The sequence below is a fragment of the Pseudonocardia alni genome, assembly GCF_002813375.1.
GTDB lineage: Bacteria > Actinomycetota > Actinomycetes > Mycobacteriales > Pseudonocardiaceae > Pseudonocardia > Pseudonocardia alni.
Genome location: NZ_PHUJ01000003.1, coordinates 1,592,512 through 1,612,947, shown reverse-complemented (window position 1 = coordinate 1,612,947; position 20,436 = coordinate 1,592,512). Strand labels below are relative to the sequence as shown.

At 75.9% G+C, this 20,436-nt stretch carries 20 protein-coding genes; 7 read left to right on the top strand and 13 right to left on the bottom strand.

The window, feature by feature from the left end; translation table 11 throughout:
• Positions 1-28 precede the first annotated feature (28 nt).
• From ATL51_RS08345 to ATL51_RS08325, 5 genes are read right to left on the bottom strand one after another with little or no spacing between them, the layout of a single operon-like run.
• Complete coding sequence (locus ATL51_RS08345; protein WP_301548945.1) at positions 29-1,603, bottom strand: amidase; 1,575 nt, start codon at positions 1,601-1,603, stop codon at positions 29-31.
• Positions 1,600-2,763 carry an acyl-CoA dehydrogenase family protein gene (locus ATL51_RS08340; protein WP_073574389.1) on the bottom strand — a complete coding sequence of 388 codons (1,164 nt, stop codon included), beginning with the start codon at positions 2,761-2,763 and terminating at the stop codon, positions 1,600-1,602. Before ATL51_RS08340 ends, ATL51_RS08345 begins: the two co-directional genes overlap by 4 nt.
• A gap of 1 nt (position 2,764) precedes the next feature.
• Entirely contained in the window at positions 2,765-3,976 is a 1,212-nt protein-coding gene (locus ATL51_RS08335) for a CaiB/BaiF CoA transferase family protein (protein WP_073574388.1), read from the bottom strand.
• Entirely contained in the window at positions 3,973-4,530 is a 558-nt protein-coding gene (locus tag ATL51_RS08330; RefSeq protein ID WP_073574387.1) for a MaoC family dehydratase, read from the bottom strand. The genes ATL51_RS08335 and ATL51_RS08330 overlap by 4 nt, the downstream gene beginning before the upstream one ends.
• Positions 4,527-5,927, bottom strand: coding sequence for an MFS transporter (locus ATL51_RS08325; RefSeq protein WP_100878235.1), 1,401 nt, complete (start codon positions 5,925-5,927; stop codon positions 4,527-4,529). The genes ATL51_RS08330 and ATL51_RS08325 overlap by 4 nt, the downstream gene beginning before the upstream one ends.
• Positions 5,928-6,178: 251 nt before the next feature.
• Between ATL51_RS08325 and ATL51_RS08320 the strand changes: the two genes are divergently transcribed.
• From ATL51_RS08320 to ATL51_RS08310, 3 genes are read left to right on the top strand one after another with little or no spacing between them, the layout of a single operon-like run.
• Entirely contained in the window at positions 6,179-6,991 is an 813-nt protein-coding gene (locus tag ATL51_RS08320) for a FadR/GntR family transcriptional regulator (RefSeq protein WP_246352728.1), read from the top strand.
• Positions 6,992-7,016: 25 nt separating this feature from the next.
• Positions 7,017-8,894: a helix-turn-helix domain-containing protein gene (locus ATL51_RS08315; RefSeq protein ID WP_100878234.1), complete on the top strand. Its 1,878-nt coding sequence runs from the start codon at positions 7,017-7,019 to the stop codon at positions 8,892-8,894.
• Positions 8,891-10,147 carry a kynureninase gene (locus ATL51_RS08310; RefSeq protein ID WP_100878233.1) on the top strand — a complete coding sequence of 419 codons (1,257 nt, stop codon included), beginning with the start codon at positions 8,891-8,893 and terminating at the stop codon, positions 10,145-10,147. The genes ATL51_RS08315 and ATL51_RS08310 overlap by 4 nt, the downstream gene beginning before the upstream one ends.
• 212 nt (positions 10,148-10,359) lie before the next feature.
• Here the strand turns inward: ATL51_RS08310 and ATL51_RS08305 are convergent, their stop codons facing one another.
• Together ATL51_RS08305 and ATL51_RS08300 are read right to left on the bottom strand one after the other, a co-directional pair.
• Complete coding sequence (locus ATL51_RS08305) at positions 10,360-10,593, bottom strand: hypothetical protein (protein WP_157818272.1); 234 nt, start codon at positions 10,591-10,593, stop codon at positions 10,360-10,362.
• A 49-nt stretch (positions 10,594-10,642) separates the two neighbouring features.
• Positions 10,643-10,843 carry a three-helix bundle dimerization domain-containing protein gene (locus ATL51_RS08300; protein WP_139282704.1) on the bottom strand — a complete coding sequence of 67 codons (201 nt, stop codon included), beginning with the start codon at positions 10,841-10,843 and terminating at the stop codon, positions 10,643-10,645.
• A gap of 241 nt (positions 10,844-11,084) precedes the next feature.
• Between ATL51_RS08300 and ATL51_RS08295 the strand changes: the two genes are divergently transcribed.
• The 4 genes from ATL51_RS08295 to ATL51_RS08280 all read left to right on the top strand — a co-directional run bounded on the left by ATL51_RS08295 (position 11,085) and on the right by ATL51_RS08280 (position 14,306).
• A complete protein-coding gene (locus ATL51_RS08295) occupies positions 11,085-11,279 on the top strand; it encodes a hypothetical protein (RefSeq protein WP_100878230.1) in 195 nt (64 codons plus the stop codon).
• 131 nt (positions 11,280-11,410) lie between these two features.
• Entirely contained in the window at positions 11,411-12,829 is a 1,419-nt protein-coding gene (locus ATL51_RS08290; protein WP_100878229.1) for a fatty acid desaturase, read from the top strand.
• Entirely contained in the window at positions 12,829-13,020 is a 192-nt protein-coding gene (locus ATL51_RS08285) for a ferredoxin (protein ID WP_062396337.1), read from the top strand. The genes ATL51_RS08290 and ATL51_RS08285 overlap by 1 nt, the downstream gene beginning before the upstream one ends.
• Before the next feature lie 71 nt (positions 13,021-13,091).
• A complete protein-coding gene (locus ATL51_RS08280) occupies positions 13,092-14,306 on the top strand; it encodes a PucR family transcriptional regulator (protein ID WP_100878228.1) in 1,215 nt (404 codons plus the stop codon).
• A 245-nt stretch (positions 14,307-14,551) separates the two neighbouring features.
• Here the strand turns inward: ATL51_RS08280 and ATL51_RS08275 are convergent, their stop codons facing one another.
• The 6 genes from ATL51_RS08275 to ATL51_RS08255 form a co-directional block, all read right to left on the bottom strand.
• Positions 14,552-15,457, bottom strand: coding sequence for a hypothetical protein (locus ATL51_RS08275; protein WP_100878227.1), 906 nt, complete (start codon positions 15,455-15,457; stop codon positions 14,552-14,554).
• A 375-nt stretch (positions 15,458-15,832) separates the two neighbouring features.
• Positions 15,833-16,015 (bottom strand): hypothetical protein, encoded by a 183-nt coding sequence (locus ATL51_RS28070; RefSeq protein WP_157818271.1) that lies wholly within the window; start codon positions 16,013-16,015, stop codon positions 15,833-15,835.
• Between the two features lie 80 nt (positions 16,016-16,095).
• Positions 16,096-17,196, bottom strand: a complete 1,101-nt coding sequence (locus tag ATL51_RS08270) for an MSMEG_0565 family glycosyltransferase (RefSeq protein WP_100878226.1) — start codon at positions 17,194-17,196, stop codon at positions 16,096-16,098.
• A 3-nt stretch (positions 17,197-17,199) separates the two neighbouring features.
• Entirely contained in the window at positions 17,200-18,042 is an 843-nt protein-coding gene (locus tag ATL51_RS08265) for a carbon-nitrogen hydrolase family protein (protein ID WP_073574377.1), read from the bottom strand.
• Between the two features lies 1 nt (position 18,043).
• Positions 18,044-18,910 (bottom strand): carbon-nitrogen hydrolase family protein, encoded by an 867-nt coding sequence (locus tag ATL51_RS08260; protein WP_100878225.1) that lies wholly within the window; start codon positions 18,908-18,910, stop codon positions 18,044-18,046.
• Positions 18,907-20,433 carry an MSMEG_0567/sll0787 family protein gene (locus tag ATL51_RS08255; protein ID WP_100878224.1) on the bottom strand — a complete coding sequence of 509 codons (1,527 nt, stop codon included), beginning with the start codon at positions 20,431-20,433 and terminating at the stop codon, positions 18,907-18,909. The genes ATL51_RS08260 and ATL51_RS08255 overlap by 4 nt, the downstream gene beginning before the upstream one ends.
• Positions 20,434-20,436: the final 3 nt, after the last annotated feature.

Below are 20,436 nucleotides of genomic sequence, written 5' to 3'. Positions count from 1 at the left end.
CGGTGACCTCCGGGTCGGAGTGGGACGGTCAGGTGATCCGGTCGGCGACCGGTGGGGTGCGCCGGTGGTGGTCGGTGCGCTCCTGGAACAGGGCGGCGACCCGCAGCGCGGTGATCTCGTCGTGCGGACGGGCGATGAGCAGCGCCGAGACCGGGCAGCCGTCGGGGGCGAGGCCGGTCGGCAGGGCCAGCCCGGGCGCCCCGGTGAGGTTGCCGAGCATCGTGGCGCGCGACTGCGCCGCGTAGAGCGGGTACCGCTCCCCGTCGACGACGACCGTGCAGTCCGGCAGCCGCGGCGCGGTCGCGGGCGTGGTGGGGACGACGACCAGGTCGGCCCCGGCGAACACGGCGTCCAGCTCGGCCTGCAGCTGCACCCGGAACTGCAGGGCCCGCAGGAGGTCGGCGGCCGGTGTGGTGATGCCCTGGCTGATCCGGCGCACCGTCACCGGGTCGTAGTCGCCCCAGCGGTCGGCGTCGACCCGGTGCACCGCGGCGGCCTCGGTGAACACGAGCTGGTACCCGATGGGCAGCGCCTGCTCGGCCGACGGGATCTCGCCCGGCACGACGGTGGCCCCGGCGTCGGTGAGGACGTCGACGAGGTGGTCCACGCCCGCCCGGACGGCCGCGTCGCACAGCGCGGTGAGGTAGCCGCCGGGACGGGCGACCCGCAGGCCGCGCAGGTCGGCCGGCACCGTCGTCGGTGGCAGCGGCGGCAGCTGCGGCACCCGGGGGTCGACGCCGTCCGGGCCGCGGAGCAGGCCGAACAGCAGACCGACGGTGCGGGCGTCGCGGGCCAGCGGGCCGACCGTCTCGGTGGTCCAGGACAGCGGCATCACCCCGGTGCGCGGCACCGCCCCGGCCGTGGGCTTCAGCCCGGTCAGGCCGCACCAGGCCGCGGGCAGCCGGACCGAGCCGCCGACGTCGGTCCCGAGCCCGAACGGGACGACGCCGGCCGCGACCGCGGCCGCGGTCCCGGTCGAGGAGCCGCCCGCCCACCGGCCGGGGTCCCACGGGTTGCGGCACGGCCCGGTCAGCGGCGGGTGCGGCCCGCCGACGGCGAACTCGGTCGTCGCGTCCTTGGACACCGGTACCGCGCCCACCGCCTCCAGCCGGGCGACGACCGTCGCCGAGGCCGCCGCCGGGGCGGCGTCCGCGCGGGTGCGCGAGGCCCCGGTCGTCGGCACCCCGGCGACGTCGATGACGTCCTTGACCGCGAACGGCACGCCCTCCAGCGGCCGGGGCGGCCCCTCGGGCGCGCGGTGGTCACGGGCCCGCGCGTGCAGCACCCGGATCGTGCAGTTCAGCTCGGCGTGCAGGCGCTCCAGCCGCTGCGCGGCCCCGGCCGCGCGCCCGGACCACTCCGCACGCAGCTCCGCGGCGCGGGGGTCCGGCCCGGTGGGGGCGCTCCCGGCGACGGCGGGCGGGGCGAGCCACGCCTCGCCCCGCGCCGGGTCGGCGGCCGCCGCCGGGACGGGGGCCGCCCGCAGCGCCGCCACCGCGGGCTCGGCGCCCGCGACCGCGTCGTGCATCGCCGTCACCTGGCCGGGGTCGAGGGTGTACCCGAGCCGCGCGGCGAGGGCGCCCAGCTCGTCGGCCGTGCTCACCGGACGGTGGCCTTGCCGCTGAGCAGCGCCTTCGCCACCACGCCGCGCAGCACGTCGTTGGTGCCCTCGCCGATCGACATGAGCGGGGCGTCGCGGTAGAGCCGCTCCACCTCGAACTCGGTGGAGTAGCCGTAGCCGCCGTGGATGCGCATCGCGTCGAGTGCGCACTCCAGGGCCTGCTCGGACGCGAAGATCTTCGCCATCCCGGACTCGGTGTCCATCCGCACGCCGTCGTCCATCCGCGACGCCGCCCAGTAGGTCATCAGCCGGGCCGCCTGCAGCCGCACCGCGGTCTGGGCGAGCCGCTGCTGGACGGCCTGGAAGTCGCCGATCGGCCTGCCGAAGGCCTCGCGCTCGCGGGCGTAGGACAGGGCCTCGTCGTAGGCGCGCTGGGCGATCCCGACGCTGCGGGCGGCGATGTTGATCCGCCCGGTCTCCAGCGAGGACAGCGCCTGCTGCAGGCCCCGTCCCTCGACCCCGCCGAGCAGCTGCGACGACGGGACGCGCACGCCGTCGAGCACGACCTCGCAGGACTCGGTGCCCTTGTAGCCGAGCTTGCCGATGTCGGCGGTGACCTCGAAGCCGGGGGTGCCCGCCTCGACGAGCAGGATGCTCATGCCCGTGTGCGCGGGCGAGGCCGACGGGTCGGTCTTGACCAGCACCGGGAGCGGGTCGGCGTGCCGGGCGTTGGTGATCCACATCTTGGTGCCGTCGATGACGTAGTCGTCGCCGTCGCGGCGGGCGGTGGTGCGGATGCCCTGCAGGTCGGTGCCGGCGCCGGGCTCGGTCAGCGCGATCCCGGTGCGCCGCGCGCCCGTCGCGAGCTCCGGGAGGTAGCGTTGCTTCTGCTCCTCGGTACCGTGGTTCGCGAGCAGGAAGCAGGACACCGAGTGGCTGCCGAGGATGCCGGCGATGCCCATCCAGCCCCGCGAGATCTCCTCGAAGGTCAGCGCGAACGAGACGGTGTCGGCGGCCAGGCCGCCGTAGGACTCGGGGACGGCCAGGCCGAAGAGTCCGAGCTTCTTCATCCCCTCGACGATCTCGGTGGGGTAGCGGCCCGACTGCTCCCACTCCCGCGCGACGGGGACGATCTCCTTGTCGACGAAGGCGCGCAACGTGTCCCGGTAGAGGCGCTGCTCGTCGGTGAACCGGAAGTCCATGTCAGTCCTTCCCCAGCGCGCCGGAGCTCCGGAGCGCGGTGATCCTGGTGTCGTCGTAGCCCAGCTCGCGCAGGACGCGGTCGGTGTCGGCACCCATCACGGGTGCGGCGCGGGTCGGGGCCCGGTCGGCGCCGGGCGGGCCCACCCGGACCGCGCTGCGCAGGGTGCGGACCGGGCCGAAGTCGGGGTGCGGGGTCTCGGCGACGAGGTCGCGCTCGACGGTGTGCGGGTCGGTCAGCGCGCCCGCGACGTCGCGGACCGGGGCGCACGGGACCGAGGCCGCGTAGAGCGGGGCGAGCCACTCCGCGACCGTGCGGGTCCGGAACAGCGCCTCCAGCTCGGGCAGCAGCGCGTCGCGGTGCAGGTTGCGGTCGGCGAAGGTCGCGAAGCGGGGGTCCTCGGCCAGGTCCGGGCGGCCCAGCACGACGGTGAGCCGCTGCCAGAACTTCTCCTTCGCACACCCGACGACCAGCCAGCCGTCGGAGGCCTCGAAGGCCTGGAAGGGCACCAGCGAGGGGTGGGCCGACTGCCGGGTGCGCACCGGTTCGAAGCCCGCGGTCAGGTGCCAGGTCCCGGGGTAGGCGAGCAGGCTCACCGCGGTGTCGTAGAGCGAGACGTCGCAGTCGGTGCCGACGCCGTCGCGCCGCGCCCCGTGGATCGCGCCCAGCAGCGAGATCGCGGCGACGTAGCCGCCGCAGTAGTCGACCAGGCTCGGCCCGGTCTTCTGCGGGGCGCCGCCGGGCTCACCGGTCAGCGACATCCAGCCCGCCAGCGCCTGCAGGACGTAGTCGTAGCCCGGCTCCGCCGAGCGCGGGCCGGTCATCCCGAACCCGGTCAGCGAGCAGCAGACGATCTGCGGGTTGACCTCCTTGAGGTCGTCGTAGCGGATCCCCAGCGTCGCCGGGACGTCGGCGCGCAGGTTGGAGAACACGGCGTCGGCGGTGCGGACCAGGTCGTGGAACACCTCGCGGCCCTCGGGGGTGCGCACGTCGAGGGTGACCGAGGACTTGTCCCGGTTGAAGGACTGGAAGAACAGCGAGTCGCCCGGCGCGGTGTAGGGCGGGATCGCGCGGCCGACGTCACCGCCGACCGACGGGTCCTCGATCTTGATGATCTCCGCGCCCAGTTCGGCGAGGTGCATCGACCCGAACGGGCCGGCGCCGTACTGCTCCAGCGAGACGATCCGGATGTCCTCCAGCGGCCGCCGGGTCACGCGCCCTCCACCGTCAGCGGCTCCGCGGCCTGCGGGAACAGCGACGACGCCCCGCCCACCTCCCGCTTGTGCACGTAGAAGGTCCGCCGGAAGCTCAGCACCTCGACCGCGTCCTGGTTCAGGGTGCGGGTCCGCACGGTGACGATCCCGGCGGTCGGGCGGGACGAGGACTCGCGCTTGTCCAGCACGATCGACTCCGACCAGATGGTGTCCCCGGCGAACACCGGCGCGGTGAGCTTCAGGTCGTCGAGCCCCAGGTTGGCGAACGCGTTCTGGGTGGTGTCGGTGACCGACTGGCCCATCGCGATGGAGATCGTCAGCGGGGAGACGACGAGCATCCGGCCGAACTCCGAGGACTCGCCGACCTGGCGGTTGAAGTGCGCCTGGTTGGTGTTCATGGTCAGCAACGTGAACCAGGTGTTGTCGGTCTCGGTGATCGTCCGGCCCAGCGGGTGCTGGTAGACGTCGCCGGTCTCGAAGTCCTCGTAGAAGCGTCCCTGCCAGCCCTGCTTGATCGTCACGTGCGTGTCGTCCTTCCGGTGGGGGGTGGTCATCCGCGCTCGATGTCCTCGAGGCGGCGGTTCGTGGTGCGTTCGCCGAACAGGGCCATGACCAGGCCGAGCAGCAGTGCCGCCGCGGCGAGGTAGACGTAGACGGCGGTGAGGCCGAGGCCGGCGAAGGTCGCGGCGACGAGGAGGCCGCCGGCGACCCCGGCGAGCCGGCCGGAGCCGTTCGCGATGCCGGAGCCCAGACCGCGCAGGTGCAGCGGGAAGACCTCGGCGATGTAGGTGTAGAGGACCGGCACCGTCGCCTGCATGAACATCGCGGCGAGGAATCCGGTCACCGCGATCGCGACCGGGTGCGTGACCAGGCCGAACGCGAGCACCAGGCCCGCGGAGAGGGTCTGCAGCACCAGGACGACCGCGCGCCGGTCGAAGCGGTCCACCACCGGCGCCACGAGCAGCGCTCCTGGCACGGCGGCGATCGCGAGGACCGAGGCGAAGGTCAGGCTCTCGGCCGTGGTGTACCCGCGCTCCACGAGCAGCGTCGGCACCCAGGAGCTGAAACCGTAGAACGACAGGATCAGGAACACGCAGGCCGTCGAGGCGACCACGGTCCGGCGCAGCGTCGCGCCGCGCAGCAGGTCCGACAGCCGTCCCTCGGGCTTCGGGGGGTCGGGGACCGGTTCGGGCAGGTCGGTGCCGAGCTGCGCGCGGGCCTCGTGCTCCATCCGGGCCACGAGCCGTTCGTCGCGGGGGTCGGGGGACCGGCCCTGTGCCGAGCGCCAGCGGACCGACTCGGGGACCGTCCGCCAGGCGACGAGGGCGACGACCGCGCCGAGCGCACCCACGACGAAGATCCAGCGCCAGGAGCCCGGTCCGAGCGGGACGACGATCCGCGCCAGCCACGCGGCGATCGGGATGCCGGCGAGGCCGACGGCGAGCAGCAGCGCCTGGTACCGGCCTCGCAGCGAGCGCGGGAACATCTCGCTCACCCAGACCAGCAGGACCCCGGTCGTGGCCTGCAGCCCGAACCCGGTCAGCACCCGCAGCACGCCCAGCGACCAGGCGTCCCAGCTCAGCGCGCTCAGCAGCGAGCAGACGGAGAAGAACAGGACCGCCCCGAGCAGGACGGGCCGGCGGCCGTAGCGGTCGGAGAGGCGGCCGCCGACGATCGCCCCGGCGAACATCCCGACGAACGCGGCCGAGGTGACCGCGCCGACCTCCCCGATGGACAGCCCCCACTCGGCCCGCAGCGCGGGGGCGGCGTAGGCGAAGGAGTTGAGGTCCACCAGGTCGAAGACGAACAGCGCACCGAGCACCCCCACCCAGCGGCGGTGCGTCGGGGTGGCGACCGGGATGCGGTCGAGCCGGGCGGCCAGGTCCGTGACGGGGGCCGGAGCGGGCGGCACATCGGCCGCCTGCCGGTCACCGGGTGGGTCGACGGTCATCGCGTACTCCCCTCGGCGGGCGCCGTCGCCCGCCTTCCGGTCCGCGGGGGCCGACCGGACCCCGCCTCCGCACGGTAAACATCAGACACTTTCAGAAGCAAGACTCTCCAACGGTCACGAGCTGCTGGAAGTGCTCGACCGATGTGTCAGACCTATACCGTCGGGCGATGGTCCCGGGCAACGCCCGACCGGTACCCTGGAACGGGTCGCGGGACGCGCGGCACGGTGGACGACAGGGCGGCGGCGTGAAGATGGGTGCGACCCGGGATCCGCGTGACGGCGTCACCGTGCCGACCGACGCACCGGCGGGGGAGCGGCCCCGCGACGGTCACCGGCCGCCGACGGCGCGGCTGCGGGTCCAGCGGGTCCGTCCCGCCTACCGGCAGGTGGCCGACGAGCTGCGCGCGCAGATCATGCGCGGTGCCCTGCCCGCCGGCACGCGGCTGCCCGCGGAGTCCGAGCTGACCGGCATGTTCGGGGTGAGCCGCTCCACGGTCCGCGAGGCGCTGCGGGTCCTGGCCAGCCAGCACCTGATCGACACCCGGCGCGGGGTGCAGGGCGGCTCGTTCGTCGCCGCGCCCGACCCCGCCCGCCTGGTCGAGGACGTCGGCGGTGCGCTCGGGGTGCTGGTCGCGACGCCGCAGCTCGGCATGGCGGACCTGCTGGAGGCCCGGCTGCTGCTCGAGCCCGCGGCGGCCCGGCTGGCCGCCCAGCGCGCCGCCCCGGAGACGATCGAGGCGCTGCGCGCCGCGGCGGCGGCACCGCGGGACCCGCGCGACCCCAGCGGGTTCGTCGAGCACATGGACTTCCACACCACCGTGCTCATGGCCACCGGCAACCTGATGATCACCATGATGGGCCAGCCGGTGGGCGACGTGCTCCGCACCCGGCTGAACCGGCACGTCGTCGCGGCCGAGCACTGGGCCGAGGTCGACGCCTGCCACACGACGATCACCGAGCACATCGCCCGGGGCGAGGCGGCGCAGGCCGAGGAGGCCATGCGCAGCCACCTGCTCGACCTGCGCGACATCTACGGCCGCCCGGGGGCGTGGAAGTCCGACTGAGCGCCGCGCACGGCAGGATGGTGGCGTGCGCACCGTCCTCGACCTGCTCCGGCTGCTGGCCGATCGGGCCGACGGCGGTGCCCGCGACGGCGAGCTGGACCGCGTCGTCGCGGAGCTGGCGGCCTCCGAGCCGGAGGCCGGCGCGCTGACCCTGCGGGTGCGGGCGGCGATGGACGCCGGGCGCCGCCGTGAGTCCGAGCTCGCCGCGCTGGTCGGCATCGCCCGCGACCTCGCCTCGGAGTCCGACCCCGGCTCGGTGCTGCAGGCGATCGTGCGCCGGGCCCGCGGGCTGCTCGGCACCGACGTCGCCTACCTGACCCTGCACGACCCCGAGCGCGGGGACACGTTCATGCGGGTCACCTCCGGGTCGGTCTCGCACCGCTTCCAGTCGCTGCGGCTCCCGCTCGGGGCCGGGCTGGGCGGTCTCGTCGCGGCCAGCCGCACCCCGCACTGGACCGGCCGCTACGCCGGCGACGGCCGCTACCGGCACACCGAGGAGATCGACACCGCGGTCGCCGAGGAGGGCATCGTCGGTATCTGCGGCACCCCGCTGCTGGTCGACGACGAGTTCGTCGGCGTCCTGTTCGCCGCCAACCGGTCCGCCCGGCCCTTCACCGCCGAGGACGTCGCCCTGCTCGGCTCGCTGGCCGCGCTCGCCGCGGTGTCGCTGGTGCAGACCCGCCGCCTCGCCGACACCGCCACCACGCTGCGCGAGCTGCGTGGTGCGCACGCCGCGATCGCCGAGGCCGCCGACGCCCACGACCGGTTCGCCGGGGTCGTTCTGGAGGGCGGCGACGTCGGCGACATCGCCGAGGCGCTCGGCAGGCTGCTCGGCGGGTGGGTCGCGGTGCTCGACGGCGACGGCGCCACCGCCGCGGCCCACGGCCCGGTCCCGCCCGGCCTGGACGCCCGCGCCGCGGCCCGCCGCGCCGGGGAGCGCGACGGCGGCGGTCGCCCGGTGCCGGTGCCGTGCGCCGGCGGCGTCTGGGTGACCGCGGTGATCGCCGGTGGTCAGCGCCTCGGGACGCTGCTGCTCGGCGGGCTCGGGGCCGGGGACGCCCTGACCCCCGGCCAGGTCCGCACCGTGGAGCGGGCCGCGATGGTCACGGCGCTGGTGCAGCTGTTCGCCCAGCGCGCCGACGAGGCCGACCGGTCCGACCGCGCCGACGCCCTCACCGAGCTCCTCGCCGCGTCCGGGGTCCCGCGACCGACGACGCTGACCCGGCTCGCCGCGCTCGGGGTGTCGCCCCGGCGGCCGCACGTGCTGCTGGTCTGCCGCTGCCACCCCGCCCGGCGACGGGCGCTGGCCCGGGAGGCGGCCGCTCTCGGCGGCCGTTCCGGGCTGGTCGGGGAACGGGACGGCGCGGTGGTCGTGCTGCTGCCGGGCACCGACCCGGCCGCGGCCGGTGCCCGGCTCGCGCGTCCGGCGTCGGAGCAGGACCCCGAGGGGGCGGTGACGGTCGGCGGTGCCGGCCCGCTGCAGCCGGCCGACGGCGCGGACGCGGCGCTGGCCGAGGCCCGTCGCTCGGCGGAGGCGCTGGTCGCGCTGGACCGGGAGGGGGAGTGCGCGTCGGCGTCGGACCTCGGGTTCGCCGGGCTGCTGCTCGGCGAGCGCCCGGACGTCGCCGGGTACGTGCGCGGCATCCTCGGGCCCGTCGCCGAGCACGACGCGCGCCGCGGAAGCGAGCTGCTGCGCACCCTGGAGGCCTACTACGCCGCGGGTGCCAGCCCGACCCGGGCCGCGGCGGCGCTGCACGTGCACGTCAACACCGTGGCCCAGCGGCTCGACCGGGTCGCGTCGCTGCTGGGCCCGCGCTGGCAGGACCCGGACCACGGGCTGGAGCTGCAGCTCGCGTTGCGGCTGCACCGGCTGGGCACACCGCGACCGGAGGGGACACCGTGACCGACCGCAGCACCGACCCGACCACCGAACTCAGCACCGACCTCGCGGCCGTCGCGGCGGGGCTCGACGCCGAGGACCCGCTCGCCGGGTACCGCGACCGGTTCCTGCCCGCCGACGGCGTCGTCGCCTACCTCGACGGGAACTCCCTCGGTCGTCCGCTGCGGGCGACGGCCGAGCGGATGGAGCGGTTCGTGCGCGCGGACTGGGGCGCCCGGCTGATCCGCGGCTGGGACGAGGGCTGGGTCGACCGGCCGCGCAGCCTGGGTGACCGGATCGGGGCGGCCGCGCTCGGTGCCGCGCCGGGGCAGGTCGTCGTCGCCGACTCCACGACCGTGCTGCTCTACAAGCTGGCCCGGGCCGCCGTCGACCACCAGGCGGCGGCGGGGCGCCGCGAGATCGTCGTCGACACCGACAACTTCCCGACCGACCGCTACGTGCTCGAGGGCATCGCCGCCGAGCGCGGCGCGGTCCTGCGGTGGATCACCTCCGACCCGGCCTCGGGCGTGACGCCCGAGCAGGTCGCGGCCGCCGTCGGGCCGGACACGGCGCTGGTGCTGCTGTCCCACGTCGCCTACCGCTCCGGGTTCCTCGCCGACGCGCCCGCGATCACCCGGACCGCCCACGACGCCGGTGCCCTGGTGCTCTGGGACCTGTCGCACTCGGTCGGGTCGGTCCCGGTCCGGCTCGACGCGTGGGGCGCCGATCTCGCCGTCGGCTGCGGCTACAAGTACCTGGGCGGCGGCCCGGGCGCGCCGGCGTTCGGCTACCTCGCCGCCCGGCACACCACGACGCTGCGCCAGCCGATCACCGGCTGGTTCGGCCACCGCGCGCCGTTCGCGATGGGACCCGGCCACGAACCGGCGCCCGACGTGCGCGCCCTGCTGTCCGGCACCCCGCCGGTGCTGGCGTCGGTGCCGCTGGAGTGCGGTGTGGAGCTGCTGGAGCAGGCCGGGATCGACGCCGTCCGCGCCAAGTCGGTGCGGCTCACCGGGTTCGCCCTCGACCTCGCCGACACCCTGCTCGCACCGCACGGCGTCACCGTGGCCTCACCGCGCGACCCGGACCGCCGCGGCGGGCACGTCACGCTGCGCCGCGAGGACTTCGCGCAGGTCAACACCCGGCTGTGGGAGCGGGGGGTCATCCCGGACTTCCGGGCCCCGGACGGCATCCGGATCGGGCTCGCGCCGCTGTCGACCTCGTTCGCCGAGGTCCTGGCCGGGATGACCGCGTTCGGCGAGGAGGTCGCCCGATGAGCGACGGCCGCACGAGCACCCGGCCGCCGAACCTCACCTGCTTCCCCGCGCTCTGTGCCGTGCGGCCGACGATGTAGCGGGCCGTCACGGCACCTGCGCGCGCCGCCGCGCCGACAGCCCCGACCGGTACTGCCGCGGGATCGCGTGTCCCGGAAGTCCTGCCGGGACCCTCCGCGGGGTACGGGGGCGGCGGCCCCGGCGGGGGTGCCGGCTCAGTCGGTCGGGGCGTCGACCCCGGTCCCGGCGTCATCCGGCTCCCCGGCGCCCTCGACCGGTTCCGGCTCGGCCGCGCCCTCCGACGTGGTGTCCGCGGACTCCTCGCGGCCGGCCTCGGTGTCCCCGGCGTCGATCCGCCGGCCGAGCACCCGTTCCTCGAGCTCGTCGAGTGCGCGTTCCGGGTCGATCGGGGGGCTCTCGCGTCCGGTGTCGTTCTCGTCGTCGCTCACCCGACGGGGATACCCGGACGCCGCGAGGCCCATACCGGGCGCGGACGCCTCAGAGCCCGACGGTCGGCTGGTCCAGACGGACCCGGGCCAGGCGCTCCACGAGCTCGGGCAGCGCGCCCACCGGGCTGCCCCGCAGGTCGTCGCAGGCCTGCGCGACGGCGGCGACCACGGCGTCCCGGCTGATGGCCGGGCCGAGTTCGTCGACCAGCCGGCTGACGGCGTCGGTGGCCCGGGCGAGCTCCGGCGTCACCGCAGGCCACCGGCGGACCGGCGGCAGGTGGACGTCCGACGACGACACGAACGGAGTCCGGAACGGATACCCATCTGCGTGTCGGTCATGACGATCCTTCCGTCGATCTTCACCCGGCCGAGGGGTGTGTACCCCGGGAGTGGCGCCTCAATCGCGTCGGGACGGGTGAACCCACGACCACGGAGCGCGATCGTGACGCCCTGTCCCGTTCTGGGGTGGGCCGCACGAGGCACTGTCCGGCATGTTCGGCGACCCGCGGAGACTGCCCGGACCGCTCGCCGAGATCGGCGCGACCCTGCCCTGCGGTGCGACGTCGGAGCTGCTCGGGACGGCGTGGCGCGGGGCCCCGCCGGACACCGGCGCCGTCGTCGGGCTGGTCGTCGCGGTGCTGGTCGGGGTGGTGTGCGCGGTCCGGTTGTTCCGCTGGGACCGCTGACCAGCTGCGCGTTCGGTCCGCGGGACCGAACGGGGCGCCGATCTTCGGTCCCGACGACCGAGGAATCGTGCGCCGATCTCCCTACCGTCTGCTCCATCGTTCCGTCAGAGCCGACGCGAGGAGGAAATCCGATGCGGACCTATGCACTGTCCGAACCGGTGAACGGTCACCACACCTGGCACGACGGCAAGCGCTACGCCTGGCTGCTGGGCCTGCTGGTCCCGGTCCTGCCGTTCCTCGCGATCGGTCTGCACCTGGCCACCGGCTGGTCGGTGGCGTTGTGGCTGGGTCCGATCGTCGTGCTCGGCATCGTTCCGACGATCGACCTGTTCGCGGGCAAGGACCCGACGAACCCGCCGGACGAGGTGATGGAGGAGCTGGAGGAGGACCGCTACTACCGCTGGGTCACCTACGCCTACCTCCCGCTGCAGTACGCGGGCCTGTTCGCCGGGATGTTCTACATCGCCACCGCCGGGGCGCCGGTCGTCGGCAACATCGGTCTCGCGGTCACGCTCGGCACCGTCGCCGGCGTCGCCATCAACACCGCCCACGAGCTGGGCCACAAGCGCGAGGACGTGGAGCGCTGGGCCGCCAAGATCGCGCTCGCCCCGGCGTTCTACGGCCACTTCTACGTCGAGCACAACCGCGGCCACCACGTGCGCGTCTCCACCCCGGACGACCCGGCCTCGGCCCGGATGGGCGAGAGCTTCTACCGGTTCTGGCCGCGCACCGTGTTCGGCTCGCTGACCAGCGCCTGGCGCCTGGAGCGCAAGCGCTACGCCCGCCGCGACCGGCACCCGTTCCGGATCGGCAACGACGTCCTCAACGCCTGGCTGATGTCGGTGGTGCTGTGGGGCGCGATCATCGCGTCGTTCGGCTGGGGCGTGCTGCCCTACCTGCTGATCCAGGCCGTCTTCGGGTTCACCCTGCTCGAGCTGGTGAACTACATGGAGCACTACGGGATGCTGCGCCAGAAGGTCGGCCCGCCGGACCGCCGCCGCTACGAGCGCGTGCTGCCCGAGCACTCCTGGAACTCCAACAACATCGCCACCAACGTGCTGCTCTACCACCTGCAGCGACACTCCGACCACCACGCGAACCCGGTCCGCCGGTTCCAGACGCTGCGCGACTTCCCGGAGGCCCCGGTCCTGCCGACCGGCTACACCGGGATGATGCTGGCCGCGACCGTCCCGCCGGTGTTCCGCCGGCTGATGGACCCGCTGGTGGTGGCGCACTACGACGGCGACCTGCGCTACGCCAACCTGCAGCCCGGCAAGCGTGACACGCTGCTCGCCGCCTACCCGCCGCCCGCCGACCCGGCCCCGGCCGCCGACACCGCCGCCGACGTCACCCGCCGCGCGCAGAGCGACGCCGTCACCGCGGCCCGCTGCCCCGGCTGCGGGTACACCTACGAGGTCGCCGCGGGCAACGAGGCCGAGGGCTTCCCGGCGGGAACCCCGTGGTCGCAGGTCCCCGACGACTGGTGCTGCCCGGACTGCGGGGTCCGCGAGAAGGTCGACTTCGTCGCGCTGACCACCGAGGAGGTCTGATGCGCATCGTCGCCGACCTCGACGCCTGCCAGGGCATCGGGATGTGCGAGGCCATGGCCGACGGCTGGTTCGAGGTGGGGGAGGACGACGTGGTCGTCGTCCGCGACGAGCACCCGCCCGAATCCGAACGGGCCCACGTCGACGCCGCCGTCCGCGCCTGCCCCGCCCGCGCACTGGCCCTGGAGAACTGAGCGCCGGGTCGCGACGCCCGCCCGGTACCGGATCCCCGGAGCCGGGCGGGCGTCGCGCTACGGTCGGTCCCGTGTCGACGGTGACCGCCCTGCTCGCCCGCCTCGCCACCGAGGTCCACGGCGACGTCGAGGCGCTCGGTGCGCGGGTGCTCGTCGAGATCGACGCCGGACTGCCCGAGCTCGGCCGCGACCCCCGCGTGCGCGAGCTGCTGGTCGCCACCGTGCAGGGCTCGCTGGAAGGAGCGCTGGTCGTGCTGACCGGCCGGGCCCAGGACGACGTTCCGCTCCCCCCGGTCGCCGGGGAGCTCGCCCGCCGACTCGCCCAGCAGGGGGTCCCGGTCACGGTCGTCCTGCGGGCCTACCGGCTGGGCCAGTCGGTGTTCCAGCAGGAGCTCATCGGCCGCATCGCCGGGTCCGGGCTGGGGACGACCGAGGTCGGGGACGCCGTCCGTGCGCTCACCGCGGTCGCCTTCGGCTACGTCGACCGGGTCTCCGAGGAGATGGTCGCGGTCCACCAGGCCGAACGCGACGGCTGGGTCCGCCGCCGTGACGCGGCCCGGCTCGCGATGGTCGACGCGGTGCTCGCCGGGCGCGGCGGCACCGTCACCGAGGTCGAGGCGGCGCTCGGGCACCCGGTCGCGGGGGAGCACCTGGCCGCGGTGCTCTGGGTCGACCAGGACGCCCCCGATCCCGGCCGGGCCCTGGAACGTGCCGTCGGCGACGTCGGCGCCGCCCTCGGCTGCACCCGCGCCCCGCTCGTCGTCGCCCCGGACGCGGTCACCTCCTGGGCCTGGTACCCGGGCACGGGCGGGCCGGTGACCCTGCCGCCCGGACCGGTGTCGGTCGCGCTCGGCGGGCCCGGCCGCGGCCTCGACGGGTTCCGCGGCGCGCACCGCCGGGCCCGCCGGGTGCAGGAGGTGGTCACCGCCGCCGCTCCCGCCGCCCGGCTCCCGGTCACCACCGCCGACGACCTCGGCCCGCTGCTGCTGCTCGACGCGGGCACCGACCTGCTCGCCGCCCGGGTCGCCGAGATCCTCGGCGACCTGGCGATCGACGACGAGCAGCACGCCCGGCTCCGTGACACCCTCGCCGCCTACCTGCGCGGCGGCGGCAGTCTCGTCGCGGCGGCGGGCGAGCTGCACCTGCACAAGAACACCGTGCAGTACCGCCTGCGCCGCGCCGAGGAGGTCCGGGGCCGGCCCCTCGGCGACGACCGGCTCGACGTCGAGGTGGCGCTCCTGGCCTGCCGGATCCTCGGGGCGACCGTGCTGCGCCCGGCCGACTGACCGGCTCCGCGCACCGCCCTGTCGGCTGCCCCGGTGATCCGCCGGCCTCGGTGGTCCGCCGGCCTCGGTGATCCGCCGGTCGCGCGTCGGCCCGCCGGCTGCGTGCCGGCCCGCCGCCCTGGCGGCACTCCCTCCTGCCGCGTGCCGATCCGCTGTCCGCGTGCTGATCCACTCGCCGCGCGGTGATCCGTTTCGCGCGTGCGTCCGGACACGCGCGGGCAACGGATCACCACGCGGGGTACGGATCATGCTGTCCGCGGGAGCCGCTGCGCGACGGCGGCGAAGTCGTCGAGCTCCTCCCAGGCCCAGCGCACGACCGTCCGCACACCGGGCAGGGCCCGCAGGGCGTCCTCACGCCGCTTCTCCCGGACGACGGCGTCGGCCGCGCTCTCTCCCGGGCGTCGCGACCGCCCGTACTTGCCGAGGCCGTCGAACTCCCCGACCACCCCGTGGTCGGGCCACCAGTAGTCGACGACCCCGATCCGGTGGCCCCGCTCGTCGAGCACGGCGTGCTGCAGCACCGGCCTCGCCACGTGCAGGCGCGCCATCCGGACCCGGCTGCGTGACTCGCCGGGCCCGTCCGCGCGGGCGTCGGCGAAGGCGACGACCGCCCGGGCCCGGCCGACGCCGTGGCGCCCGCAGGCGGCGAGTACCGCATCCCGCAGCTGGTCCGGCGTGACGAGGTGGCGGTGCAGGGCCGCGTCGGCGACGGCCACGGCGGTCTCGAACGGTGCCGTGCGGGCCACGTCGACGACGGTGCGGGCCACCGACGTCGTCGCGATGCCGCGGACGTCGACGACCTCGTCGGCGGACAACGGGGAGGCGTGCACGCGCATCCGCGGCCCGCCGCGCCCGCCGGACGCGCCGTCCCGGGTGACGTGCACCGTGGCCAGGGGCACGCCCCAGACCGGCAGGCCGTGTCGAACGGCGGCGGACGGACCGCTGACCACGGCCCCGGGGGCGAGCGAGGGGACCGTCGCCTCCACCAGGGTCGCGTGCCGCGTCGAGGCGAATCGCAGACGCTCGTCGCCGGTCTCCAGGTACACACCGGGGCCGATCCCCGTCCATCGCCCGCTGCGCAGGGCGGCGCGGATCTCGGCCTCGGTCGTCCCGAGCCTCAGGAGGTCGCGGCGCAGCAGCGGTTCGTCCACGGTCCCGACCCTGCCCGCGCCCGGCGCCCGCGCCGGAGCGGATCCGCCACCTGTGGAGCATTCCCGCGATTGTGGACGGGCACCCGATGATCGCCCTTTCGCGCGCTGATCCGCTCGGCGCGCGCGTTCGGACACGCGCGCCGAGCGGATCACTGCGCGGGGTGCGGATCACCGCGCGCGCAGCGGATCAGGGCTCGGGCGGGGGACCGGTGCGCGGGCGACGGGTCAGCGTGTGGGCGGCGGAGCGGTGCGGCAGCGGCGGAGCACTGCGGCAGCGGCGGAGCACTGCGGCAGCGGCGGAGCGGTGCGGCAGCGGCGGAGCGGTGCGGCAGCGGCGGACCGGCGTGGGCGCGGAGGGGCCGGGCGGGCGGTGGGTCAGAGCTCGCCCGCGAGCACCTCGTGGCCGCGCAGCCGTGGCAGCCGCAGCACGACGGCGTCGCGGTCGTCGCGGGTGGGGCGGGTGCAGTGCGGGCAGCGGACCCCGGCGGCGTCGCCGTGGCGGGCGGCGCGGCACAGGGGCACGACGGTGGCCGGAGCGGGTGCCTCGTGAGCAGGCATCGGCGTACCCCCGGGACGTCGTCGTCGTGTGGTCACCCCAGGCTAGCGCAGTCGGTGTGGTCCTCGTCACCCCGTCGTCGTCACGCGCGGTCGGCGAGGTGGGTGCGGTAGAGGTCGGCGTGTCGGTCCGCGGCCGCGGTCCAGGTGTGGTCGGCGGCCAGCGCGCGACCGGCGGCCGCCCGCCGCGGGTCGGGGGCGGCCAGCGCGTCGGCGAGCGCGGCGGCGAACCCGGCGGGGTCGCGGGCGAACCGTGCCGCGTCGCCGAACACCTCGCGCAGCACCGGCAGGTCCCGGGTCACCAGCGGGACCCCGGCGGCCAGCGCCTCCATCGCGGCCAGGCCGAAGCCCTCCTTGGCCGACGGGAACGCGAACGCCGCCGCACCCGCCATCAGGCCGGGCAGCGCGTCGTCGTCGACGGGGCCGAGGATGTCCGGGACGACGCCCAGCTCGTCGGCCCGGGCGAGCACCCGGGCGCGGTAGTCGCGGTAGTCGAACAGCGTCTCGCCGCCGCCGATCACCAGGCGTGCACCGGGCCCGAGCAGCGCCATCGCCTCGACCAGGTCGGCGGTGCCCTTGCGCGGCTCGATCCCGCCGACCGAGAGCACGTAGCGGCCGAACCGGGCCCGCCACGGCGCGCCGGCGCCGGCGTCGGCGGCCCGGGCGAACCGGGCGGCGTCGACGCCGTTGCCGATCACCGTCGCCTCCCGGCCCCAGCCGGCGCGCACCTCCGCGGCTACGGCCCGGGAGACGCACACCAGTGCGGCCGGATGCACCAGCGCGCGTTCGTGGCAGGCGGCCAGCTCGGGGGTGCTGAACTCGTCGAGGTGGTGCACGGTGCGCAGCAGCGAGCCGTAGCCGTGCGCGCGGCCCTCGGCGTTGGCGGACAGACAGTCCTGGGCGTGCCGGACGTCGACCGCGGGGGCGTCGGCCAGCCCGGCGGCCAGCAGGTCGATCGAGCGGAGGATGCGGGCGCCGACCGTCTCGCCGTCGATCTCCGGAACCGGGACCAGATGCACCGCGACGCGGGGGTCGACGGCCCGGAAGAAGCCGGTGTCCCCGCCCCGGGCCAGGGAGAACACCGCGACCTCGTGCCCGGCGGCGGCGAGCGCCTCGGCCAGCGCGAGGGTGTGCACGACCCCGCCGCGCGGTCTGGTGGAGTAGGTGGACAGCCGTATCCGCACCGCTCAGCCCCGGTACAGGTCGGGTCGGCGTTCCTTGAGGTGGTGCAGCACCGCGCGGGCGGAGGCGATCATCTCGTCGGGCTCGACGTCGGTGACGGCGAGCCCGCCCTTGGACCAGGTGCGGGCCAGGATGTCCCCGCCCGGCCCGACGACCTTCGCCCGGCCCAGGAAGTGCAGGGAACCGTTGCGCCCGCTCTGGTTCGCCGAGATCAGCAGCACCTGGTTCTCGGCGGCGCGGGACTGGTCGTAGAGGTCGAACAGCCGGGCCTGGCGGTCCTGCGCCATCCGGGGCGCCCGGTTGGTCAGCGAGGTCGGCCAGGCGGACAGGCAGGCCAGCAGCTGCGCGCCGTCGAGCGCGAGCGAGCGGGCCGACTCGGGGAAGGTCTTGTCGTGGTCGATGAGCATCCCCATCCGCCCGGCGGGGGTGTCGAACGCGGTGAACCCGTCCCCGGCGGCGAACAGCCCGGCGACCCCCGCGGGCTGGTGCACCTTGCGGTGCCTGCCGAGCACACCGTCCCCGGTCAGGCAGACCGCGGAGTTCCACCGCACACCCGGCTCGGGGCCGGCCTCGCAGAACCCGACGCACACCACCATCTCCCGGGCGAGCGCGGCGACCGCGCGCACCTCGGGGCCGTCCGGGTCGAGCTCGGGCGGCAGCACCGCGCCGTCGTCCGGGTCGGCGGGATCGGGGCTGCGCAGGTCGTGCACGTAGCCGCCGAGCGCGCCGTCGGGCAGCACCAGCACGCGCACGCCCTGCTCCCGGGCGTGCGCGACGATCACACCGATCCGCTCCAGGTCGAACGCGACGTCGCGGGTGAAGTTCGCGGCCGCCGCGGCGACGCGCACCTCACACCCCCGCGTGGACCGGGCCCGGCCCGTAGGCCGCCGGACGGCGGTCACGCAGGTGCCCCATCACGCGGCGGGCCGCGTCCACCTCCGCGTCCACGTCGACGGTCGCGACGGCGAGTCCGGCCTCGCTGCCGGTCGTCGCCAGCACCTCGCCCCCCGGGTCGACGATCTTGGCGCTCGCCACCAGCTGCATGTCGCCGAACGTACCGGCCTGGTTGGCCGAGACCCAGACGAACTGGTTCTCCAGTGCCCGGGAACGGTCGTGCAGGTCGAAGCGACGGGCCCACCGGTCCTCGGCGAGGACCGGGGCACGGTTGGTCCGCGACGCCGGCCACGCGGACAGGCACAGCACGGTCCGGGCGCCGTCGTCGGCCAGTGCACGGGCCGCCTCGGGGAACGCCTTGTCGTAGCAGATCAGCATGCCGGTGCGGCCGTACGGCGTGTCGAACGCGGCGAACCGGTCACCCGCGGCGTAGCTGGAGTTCTCGTTGATCGGCTGGTGCACCTTGCGGTGGTGGCCGAGGATCCCGTCCCCGGTGACGGCGACACAGGAGTTGTAGGGCCGCCCGCCGGACGCGTCGTCCCCGGTCTCGCAGTACCCGGCCGCGACGACCATGTCCCCGGCCAGCGCGACCAGCCGCCGGATCTCCGGCCCGTCCGGGTCCAGCTGCGGCGGGCGGTCGGCGGGGGTGCCGGGCACGTCGTGCAGCGACGACAGGTACCCGCCCATCGCCGCCTCGGGCAGCGCGAGCACCTGCACCCCGGCCGCGCGGGCCCGGTCGATCGTGGCGGCGATCCGGGCGAAGTCCTCGTCGAGGTCGCGGACGAAGCCCTGCGCGGCGGCGCCGAACATCGTGGGCGTCATCGAATCTCCTCGGGGTGGTGGGCGGGGGCGCCGGCGTGGCCCATGCCGGTGACACCCGCGGTGACGGCCTCGGTCTGCTCGCCGTCGGGCCAGCGCAGCCGGACCCCGGCACCGGGGACGAGCTCGCCGCACTCGGCGGAGACCGCGGGGCCCGCGTCGGGGGCGGGTGCGCCGGGGTCGTCCGCGGTGAGCAGGCCGAACCCGGGGAAGCAGGTGAACCAGTCGCCCGCGGTGGCGCCGTCCGGCCGGGGGACGGCGGCGACGTCGAGGACGGCGCCGACGCCGGAGGCCTCGGCGAGCATGCCGAGGGTGCCGGCGAGCCCGGCCATCGACACGTCCTTCGCCGCGGCGGGGCGGTGCGGTGCGTCCGGACCGATGGCGCCGACGGTCGCGGCCAGTTCGGCGCGGGTGCGCGAGGTCGTCGAGTCCCACTGACGTCCGGTGTAGCCGGGACGCCAGTCGCCGCCGAGATCGGTGGTGAGCCGGACCCGGTGCCCGGCGCGGCCGCCACCGGCGGGGACGGGACGGTCGGTGCGTCCGAGCGCGGTCAGCGACAGTGCCGCGGGCACGTCGAGCTGGGTGTGCCCGCCGAGCAGCGGGACACCGTAGGCGTCGGCCGCAGCGCGTACCCCGCTCAGCACGCGGTGGGCGAAGGAGGCGTCCCGGGCGCCGACGGCGTCGAGCAGCCCGACCGGGGCGGCACCCATCGCCGCGAGGTCGTTGACGTTGACCAGCACCCCGGCCCAGCCCGCCCACTCCGGGTCGCGCTCGACCATCGCCGGCACGATCGCGTCGCAGCAGGCCACGACGTCGGTGCCCGGGACGGGGGCGCCGTCGTCGCCGACGAATCCGGCCGGGCCGAGGCCACCGACCAGCGCACCCAGCGGTGCCTTGGTGGCGACGACGAGGTCCTGGACGCGGGTCACCGGCCACCGCATCGTGACGTGCGGGGCCCCGGCGACCTCGCAGTCGCGGACCCGGGTCCAGCCGAGCCGGTCGAACAGGACCGCGCCCGCGGCCTGGACGTCGGCGTCGAAACGCAGGACGCCGGCGGCCTCGGTGCGCGCGCAGGCGGCGCGGACCAGTGCCGCCCCGACGCGGACCCCGGTGCGGCGCCGCGCGGTGGGGGCGACGACCAGCCTGCTGCCGGTCCACCACCCGATGTCGGGGTGGGCCGCCCGGGCCGGGCCGAGGCGCACCCCGCCGAGCAGGGTCCCGTCGGCGTCGTGGGCGAGCAGGACGACGACGCGCGGGTCGGCGTCGTGGTCGTCGAGGTCGGCGGTGGGCCGGTCGGGGAACAGCCCCTGTTCGACGCAGAACACCGCGCGGCGCAGCGCACGGTACCCGGCGACGCCGTAGTCGTCCGCGTCGTCGGCGCGGGCCTCGCGGATCGTCACCGGCGGGGTGCCGGTGCCGGCGACCGGGCGGCCGCCGAGCAGCTCGTCGGCGATCCAGCGGGGGGCGGGGGTGAGGTGACGGGGTGCCCCGCTCACGAAGCGGGGGCGGGGGTCGGTGGTGCTCATGGC